Source organism: Agrobacterium sp. a22-2 (assembly GCF_012276985.1).
Taxonomy (GTDB): Bacteria; Pseudomonadota; Alphaproteobacteria; order Rhizobiales; family Rhizobiaceae; genus Allorhizobium.
Window position 1 is genome coordinate 1 of sequence record NZ_JAAXMM010000121.1, and the last position, 386, is coordinate 386.

The 386-nt window shown below is 60.6% G+C and carries 1 protein-coding gene; it reads left to right on the top strand.

Annotated elements, in window-relative coordinates; translation table 11 throughout:
- Positions 1 to 208: UvrB/UvrC motif-containing protein (locus HFC70_RS26680; protein WP_168476321.1), on the top strand; the 208-nt coding region annotated here is incomplete at its 5' end.
- Between the last annotated feature and the right edge of the window lie 178 nt (positions 209 to 386).

A 386-nucleotide genomic window follows, 5' to 3' on the forward strand; every position in this document is an offset into this window, starting at 1 on the left:
GATCGAGGAGCTGTCGGAGAAGGATCTGGCCAAGCGCATGGCCCAACTCGAAAGGCAGATGCTGGAACACGCCCGCAACCTCGAGTTCGAACAGGCCGCGAGGCTGCGAGACCAACTGGCTCAACTGCGCGAGCAGGCCTTTGGCGCTCGGGTCCAGGACAGCATCGTCCCGTTGGACAACGCCCGCAAGGCGGGCGCAACGCGCTGAACCTGCTGCGTCTCTGCACAAGACCTCGCGCCGCCTGTGGCCAAGTGGCGGGTCTATGACGGCATCGATTAGTCGAGTAAAATCATCGGAAATGATTCGCTCGGCTATTGTCCGGGCGTCTCGGGTTAACCCGAAATCATTTGTCCAGGACAAATCGTCCGGGCACCTCTTCAAGGAG